The organism is Bacillus sp. AFS001701, from assembly GCF_002559405.1.
Taxonomy (GTDB): Bacteria; Bacillota; Bacilli; order Bacillales; family Bacillaceae_G; genus Gottfriedia.
The window spans coordinates 1-7,702 of sequence record NZ_NTZO01000603.1; the positions used below are offsets into that span (position 1 = coordinate 1).

Sequence of the window (7,702 nt, forward strand, 5' to 3'; positions counted from 1 at the left end):
TGTCAGAATTGTTTTCTAGCAATATAATATATTTAGAATATTTTAAATCTTTATATTTAAAGGGGGTAGTTTTTCTTGAATTTAGTTGAAACACTGTCACAATCAGCTTTGAGGCATCCTGAACATTCTGCTATTATCTTTGAAGGGCAGACATTTTCATACTCAACACTAGAGACTTATATTACGAAATTTGCGAGTGGCCTCTCAAAATTAGGAATAGAAAAGGGAGATAAAGTAGCTCTTGTTGTTGGTAATTCTCCTCATTTTATTATAGCACTATATGGTGCGTTGAAGGTTGGAGCGGCTGTAATACCGGTTAATCCTCTATATGCACCAGATGAATTAGTATACATATTTACAAACGGCGACGCAAAAGCAGTTATCACCTTAGACTTATTTCTTCCACTAGTAGAAAAAGCTTCACCGATTCTTCCTAATATCGATCACTTCATTATTTGTGAAACAAAACAAGAAAATCCTTATGAATTTGAGAACAATAAATTGAAATCGTTTACAAATGTAGTTGGACTTGGAGATCTAGAATTCAAAGGACCTAGATTACATGATGACGATTTAGCAGTCATTTTATATACTTCTGGTACAACAGGAAAACCAAAGGGAGCTATGTTAACGCATAAAAACTTATATTCGAATGCCATGGATGCTGGACACTTCTTAAGCTTTTCAAATACAGAAAAGGTCATTGCAACTTTACCTGCTTTCCATGTATTTTGTTTAACTGTAGCTTTAAACGCGCCTTTAATGTATGGAGCTACTGTTATTTTAGTGCCTAAATTTAGCCCAAAAGAAATTTTTGATATTATTCGTACATACAAAGCAACTGTATTTGCAGGTGTGCCAACAATGTATAATTTCTTATATCAATTCCCTGAAGGAAAAACAGAAGACTTTGAGTCAGTTCGACTATGCATTTCGGGTGGTTCTTCATTGCCTGTTGCACTTTTAGAGAATTTTGAGAGGAAGTTTAATGTTATTATTTCAGAAGGTTATGGATTGTCAGAAGCGTCACCTGTTACGACGTTTAATCCATTAGACCGCCCGAGAAAAGCAGGATCAATTGGGACAAATATTAGCAATGTAGAAAATAAAGTTGTAAATGCTCTTGGTGAAGAAGTAGCAGTTGGTGAAGTAGGTGAATTAATCGTCCGCGGACCAAATGTTATGAAAGGCTATTATAATATGCCAGAAGAAACGGCAATGACGATACGAGATGGCTGGTTATATACTGGTGACCTAGCAAGAATAGACGAAGATGGTTATTTCTATATAGTCGATCGTAAAAAAGAATTGATTCTTGTTGGCGGCTATAATGTATATCCTCGTGAAGTTGAAGAGGTAATTTATAATCATCCAGATGTAGTTGAATGTGCGGTGATTGGATTACCAGACGATAATTTTGGAGAAAGTGTAAAAGCCTATGTTGTTTCAAAAAATCCTTCATTAAGTGTGGAGACGTTGACAGAATATTGCAAGGCGCACTTAGCAAAATATAAGGTACCAAGATCAATAGAGTTCATTCCAGAGCTACCAAAAAATGCAACTGGTAAAATACTTAGAAGAGCGTTGAAGGAATCAGTTATTCAATAAATAGTGGTAATAGAGGTACAACCCAAATAAAGGTTGTACTTTTTTAATTTAAGAAAAGTAAAACTGTGTAGTGAAGAGGGTGTTCTTATTAGCTTATATCCTTCACATATAATTGTTAATTTAGTTTAATAAGTCGTTTTAGATAGAAATTTGTACTCAACTATTTGGCGGTTCACAACCATTACCATCATGACGAAGCACCAGAGGATGTAAAAGAGTTTGATCCTTTCCACTTACATATTGGACAAGATCGATTCGATAAACTAGCAAAAGCTCGAAAAAAAGATGAAGAATTTATGTGCTTGCAAAAAGTATTAGATTTTATCAAGCTCCATGTGAATGCGAAAATAAGAGAAAAACATTTAAATCCTAAGTGAGAAAAGATTATTCTAAACTACGATATACAGTCGTGGTTTTATTTTTTATAAATTTATTTAGTAGTAATTTAATTTCTAATTCAACTAAAGTATTTAAAAAATATAATAGGTTGAAGTTCTAAAAAATTGGACAAAGTTGATAATATAGAATGGGGGGAGATTTTATGAAAAAAGCAACTAAATCTAAATTAACCAAATTCATCTGTCTAGGCTATCTCGTTTATATCATTTTAGTCCTGTTATACTTTTATGTTTTTACGACTTCTGACCTACCTTCAAAATATAAAGGAACATTTGTTGATCCACATACATTCATGAATCATAAGGAAGCTAATTTAAGCTCTAGTTATAGCACATTAAAAAATGTTCTTTACTTTATTACCTTACCGATTGATTGGATTGTATTATCACTTTTATTATTAAGTGGATCAATTGAAAGATTAGGTGACTCATTATCTAAGTTGACTAGATTTAAGTTTATACAAGTCTTTTTATATTTCTTCTTTGTTTCGGTCACTACATATATCGTTTCATTTCCATTTGATTTCTATCGATTTAAATTATCGACGAAATACGGATTGTCTGTTCAATCATTTAATGCCTGGATGAAGGATGAAATGATTGGTTTTTGGATAAATTTTGCCATGATGTTTTTTGTGGTGTATGTTGTGTACTTGTTAATCAAAAAGCAACCAAAGAAATGGTGGTTAACTGCATGGCTATTAAGTATTCCGTTTACGATTTTCTTAACGTTTATTCAGCCTGTAGTAATTGATCCCCTATATAATGATTTCTACCCATTAAAAGATAAAAATTTAGAAAAGAAAATTATTACCCTTGCTAAAGAAGCTAATATTCCTGCACATCGGGTATATGAAGTAAATATGTCCACTAAGACAACTACTTATAATGCATATGTTACTGGTATAGGTAAAAACGCTAGGATTGTATTATGGGATACAACCCTTAAAGGGCTTACTGAAGATGAAATTATGTTCATCATGGCTCATGAAATGTCACATTACGTCCACAAAGACATCTATAAATCAATGTTTGGTATGCTAGCAGGTAGTTTAGTCGGTCTGTATATCATTCATTTATTAATGAAGTATGTACGATCAAAGAGTAGGAGCAGTCATTCAACCGAAAAAATGGCCGTCATCCTAACCTTATTTTTGATCATTAGTGGAATTGTGGGCTTTATTTCTGATCCGATATCAAATGCATTTTCAAGAAGTGCCGAGAAAAGAGCAGATTTATATGCAGTCAAACTAACACATGATCCGGAGGCAGGGATTATAGCGTTTCAAAAGTTATCCAAAAACAGTTTGTCTCAAGTAAATCCACCATTTTTAGTGAAATTGTTTAGATATGATCATCCGACAATGTTGGAAAGAATGAGGTATTTAGAGGCAGCTGAAAAAAGTAACAATAATAAATAGAGTAAATTATTCTTGTTGAAAGTTTAGCTTGTAGATTGATTGGTATTGTACCAATATCTACAAGCTTTTTTTGTGTTATAGAAAAGCCTTTGAAATGTGTCATTTTATCAAAAGTTATAAAATCTGTTGAAAGTTTCACATTTATTCTATTGAGTTTAATTAGGTTCGGCAGTTAAATTTAGTAAAAATACTAACTGTTGCTTCAGTTGCAAAAGATGGACACTCGTCTAAAAACATCCTTATAGGGTGTTTTTTAAAATTGAAATAAACTTCCACACGTTAAAAAGTTAAGCTGTCGAAAATTCTTTTAGAAAATTTTTCAGAATTTATTATCAAATTCGAATATACTGTTATATAATAACGTAAGTAAACAATATCTGTTATATAACTGAATGGAGGGGTCATATGACAACTGAGCTTTCAAAAATCAAAGTTCTAGGTAATCATGTAGAAGGGTCAACTGACATTCTTACGACCGAAGCATTAAGCTTTTTAGAACAATTACATCTGCAATTTGATCAACGAAGACAGCAGCTGTTATTAAACAGAAAAGAAAGAATGTGTTTTTTACAAAATGGGGGAAAGCTCCAATTTTTAGAGGAAACAAAACACATTCGTGAAAGTGAATGGACAATTGCACCTATTCCAGCGGATTTACAAGATCGAAGAGTAGAGATAACAGGTCCAGTTGATCGTAAAATGATTATCAATGCATTGAATTCTGATGCGTTTGTTTTCATGGCTGATTTTGAAGATGCTACATCTCCAACTTGGGAAAATATCATTTCAGGTCAGGTTAATTTAAGAGATGCTGTGAATCGAACAATTTCACTTCATTCAAATGGAAAAACATATAAGTTAAAAGAAAAGCCAGCTGTACTATTAGTTCGACCAAGAGGCTGGCATTTAGAAGAAAAACATATCACTGTAAATGGTGAAAATATGTCTGGTAGCTTAGTAGATTTTGGACTTTATTTCTTTCATAATGCAAAACAAGCAATAAAAAATGGCTCAGGACCTTATTTTTATTTACCAAAAATGGAAAGTTATTTGGAAGCAAGATTATGGAATGATGTGTTTTTATTTGCTCAAAATGAATTGAATATACCTGTTGGAACGATTAAAGCAACTGTATTAATTGAAACAATTGCTGCTTCATTTGAAATGGATGAAATTCTTTATGAATTAAAGGATCATTCAGCAGGATTTAATTGCGGCAGATGGGATTATATCTTTAGTTTTATAAAAATGATGCGATACGACAAATCTATTATTTTACCTGATCGATCTGTTGTGACGATGGAAGTACCTTTTATGCGTTCATATTCTCAAAAAGTTATTCAAACTTGTCATCGTAGAAACGCCCCGGCTATTGGAGGAATGGCAGCTCAAATTCCAATTAAAGATGATAAAGAGCGAAATGAAGTTGCGTTTGAAAAGGTAAGAAAAGATAAAGAGCGTGAAGCGAAGGATGGACACGATGGAACTTGGGTAGCTCATCCTGGTTTAGTACCTGTAGCTCTTGAACAGTTTAATCGATTTATGCCTACACCAAACCAGATTCATAGAAAACGCGAGGATGTTAATGTAACTGAGACGGATCTTTTAGAGATTCCTAGTGGTGTTATTACTGAACAAGGTCTCAGAACAAATATAACAGTTGCGATTCAATATATTGAAGCATGGATAAGTGGTCGAGGTGCGGTGCCGCTTTACAACTTAATGGAGGATGCTGCGACTGCTGAAATTTCGCGTGCGCAAATTTGGCAATGGGTACGTCATGAAAAAGGTGTTTTAGAGGATGGTACAAACATTACTTTACAATTAGTGGATTCATTAAAAAATGAAGAAATGATGAAGCTTCAACTAGAAATTGGGAAAGAACAATTTGAAGCAAAACGATTTAATGAAGCAATTGGATTATTTGATGAGTTAATTAACAACGATGAATTTGCTGACTTTCTGACTTTAAAAGGATATAACTACTTTTTATAAAATTAGGAGGAATTGAATATGACGAAAAATCGTGAAAAGCGTATCGCTGAATTACAAGAAAGTTGGGAACTTGATTCTAGATGGAATGGCATTACAAGAACATACACTGCTGAAGATGTAATTAAATTAAGAGGATCAATTGATATTGAACAAACATTGGCAAAAAAAGGCGCGGAAAAATTATGGAAGCTTTTAAATGAAGAAAGCTATGTTAATGCACTAGGAGCATTAACTGGAAATCAAGCAATTCAACAAGTAAAAGCAGGTTTGAAGGCTATTTATTTAAGTGGTTGGCAAGTAGCTGCTGATGCGAATCTTTCTGGTCAAATGTACCCAGATCAAAGCTTATATCCGGCTAATTCTGTACCAGCAGTTGTAAAACGAATTAATCAGGCTTTCCAACGTGCAGATCAAATTCAATATGTTGAAGGTGGAGAAGAAATCGACTACTTCGCACCGATTATGGCAGATGCAGAGGCTGGATTCGGTGGACAATTAAATGTATTTGAACTAATGAAAAGTATGATCGAAGCAGGAGCGGCAGGTGTGCATTTTGAAGATCAATTGTCTTCAGAGAAAAAATGTGGCCATTTAGGTGGGAAAGTATTATTACCAACACAAACGGCGGTTCGTAACTTAATCTCTGCTCGTTTAGCAGCGGATGTAATGGGAGTACCTACCCTTATTGTTGCACGAACTGATGCAGATGCAGCAGATTTAATTACAAGTGATATCGATCCTGTCGACAAACAATTTATTACAGGTGAAAGAACACCTGAAGGTTTTTATCGTACGAAAGCGGGGCTAGATCAAGCAATTGCTCGTGGTCTTGCTTATGCACCGTATGCAGATTTAGTTTGGTGTGAGACGTCAGAGCCAAACCTAGAAGATGCAAAACGTTTTGCAGATGCTATTCATGCTAAATTCCCAGGTAAATTATTAGCTTATAACTGCTCACCTTCATTTAACTGGAAGAAGAAACTTGATGACGAAACAATCGAGACATTTCAACAACAAATTGCAGCGATGGGTTATAAATTCCAATTCGTTACCCTTGCTGGTTTCCATGCATTAAACTTTGGCATGTTTGAATTAGCTAGAAACTACAAAGATCGTGGTATGGGAGCATATTCAGAACTTCAACAAGCTGAATTTGCAAGTGAACAATATGGCTATACTGCAACAAGACACCAACGTGAAGTTGGAACAGGATATTTTGATCAAGTAGCTCAAATTATTACTGGAGGAACTTCTTCAACAACAGCTCTTAAAGGCTCTACTGAAGAACAACAATTTTCATCTAATTAATTAGAAAAAAACCACTTTTTTCAATTGTGAGAAAGGTGGTTTTTCTATTGGCTTATATCCTAAAATTTAGTAAACAATGACACTTTTGTTAAAGTATTCAAAAAATGATTTTACAAATAATGATTTGTGATATTATTTCTCTAACATCAATGTTGCTACTATACTTCATGTTAAAAAATTTTTTATCTGACCTTGTTAAACTTAACTGTTGGCCATCAATTTATTTAAGAGACTGTTTTGAAGTCAACAAAATTTAACAGTTCAATACTAATAACAGAAGGAGTTGTAAGGATGAATCATGTGAAAGGACAAGTAAAAGTATTAAATGAGTACGAGATTAATAAGTCAACAATGGCTATCATTCCAGAATTTACGGTCGATTTAGTTGTGATTTCAAAGGTATTCGAAACAGATGATAATTTTTATGTATTAATGAAACCGATTGAAATTATTGAAAGAAGCTGTGCTTATTTCGGCAGTAGTTACAGGGGTAGGCGTGAAGGAACTAAACAAATGATTTCCATCACCCATAAACCACCAATAGCGATCAGCTCAATGAATCAAATTTTCTTTTTCCCCACTTCATCTTCTTTAAAAGTAGAATGTTCTTGGATCTCCTACAATCATGTTGCTAATTTCAGAGGCGGTAAATACAATCGGTCAGTTGTTGAATTTTTCAATGGTGTTGAACTTCCATTAGAAATATCTCGTGGTTCATTTGAAAACCAATTATACCGAACAGCACATTTAAGGGCAATTTATGAAGACAGGCTCAATCCTGAAAATACCCAACAAAAATCTTACAAATTAATCCCTGATAACGAAATTACCTCTTATATAAAAGGAATATCCGTACACGAAAAATAAAAAAGAAAGATTAAAATTTTGACTACTTAACATTTAGTATATTTTTTAGAGAAACTTATCATGTGAGTTTCTCTCTTTTTACAATCTTGTTTGCCTTTGCCCAAT

At 33.5% G+C, this 7,702-nt stretch carries 6 protein-coding genes; all 6 read left to right on the top strand.

All coding sequences use genetic code 11. The features are described from left to right. Nucleotides 1-75: 75 nt before the first annotated feature. The 6 genes from CN514_RS23885 (at nucleotide 76) to CN514_RS23910 (ending at nucleotide 7,597) form a co-directional block, all read left to right on the top strand. A complete protein-coding gene (locus tag CN514_RS23885) occupies nucleotides 76-1,608 on the top strand; it encodes a fatty acid--CoA ligase family protein (protein ID WP_098234706.1) in 1,533 nt (510 codons plus the stop codon). A gap of 164 nt (nucleotides 1,609-1,772) precedes the next feature. Then, a complete protein-coding gene (locus CN514_RS23890) occupies nucleotides 1,773-1,985 on the top strand; it encodes a hypothetical protein (RefSeq protein WP_098234707.1) in 213 nt (70 codons plus the stop codon). A 164-nt stretch (nucleotides 1,986-2,149) separates the two neighbouring features. Beyond that, on the top strand, nucleotides 2,150-3,427 hold the full coding sequence (locus CN514_RS23895; RefSeq protein ID WP_098234708.1) for a M48 family metallopeptidase: 1,278 nt from the start codon (nucleotides 2,150-2,152) through the stop codon (nucleotides 3,425-3,427). Nucleotides 3,428-3,832: 405 nt separating this feature from the next. Continuing rightward, nucleotides 3,833-5,422, top strand: coding sequence for a malate synthase A (gene aceB, locus CN514_RS23900; protein WP_098234709.1), 1,590 nt, complete (start codon nucleotides 3,833-3,835; stop codon nucleotides 5,420-5,422). Between the two features lie 18 nt (nucleotides 5,423-5,440). Then, nucleotides 5,441-6,730, top strand: a complete 1,290-nt coding sequence (aceA, locus tag CN514_RS23905; protein ID WP_098234710.1) for an isocitrate lyase — start codon at nucleotides 5,441-5,443, stop codon at nucleotides 6,728-6,730. Nucleotides 6,731-7,021: 291 nt separating this feature from the next. Next, on the top strand, nucleotides 7,022-7,597 hold the full coding sequence (locus tag CN514_RS23910; protein WP_098234711.1) for a competence protein ComK: 576 nt from the start codon (nucleotides 7,022-7,024) through the stop codon (nucleotides 7,595-7,597). Nucleotides 7,598-7,702: the final 105 nt, after the last annotated feature.

Coding starts and splice junctions, on each gene's coding strand:
- CN514_RS23895 (WP_098234708.1), top strand. CDS start 2,150: ATGAAAAAAGCAACTAAATCTAAATTAACCAAATTCATCTGTCTAGGC.
- aceB (WP_098234709.1), top strand. CDS start 3,833: ATGACAACTGAGCTTTCAAAAATCAAAGTTCTAGGTAATCATGTAGAA.
- aceA (WP_098234710.1), top strand. CDS start 5,441: ATGACGAAAAATCGTGAAAAGCGTATCGCTGAATTACAAGAAAGTTGG.
- CN514_RS23910 (WP_098234711.1), top strand. CDS start 7,022: ATGAATCATGTGAAAGGACAAGTAAAAGTATTAAATGAGTACGAGATT.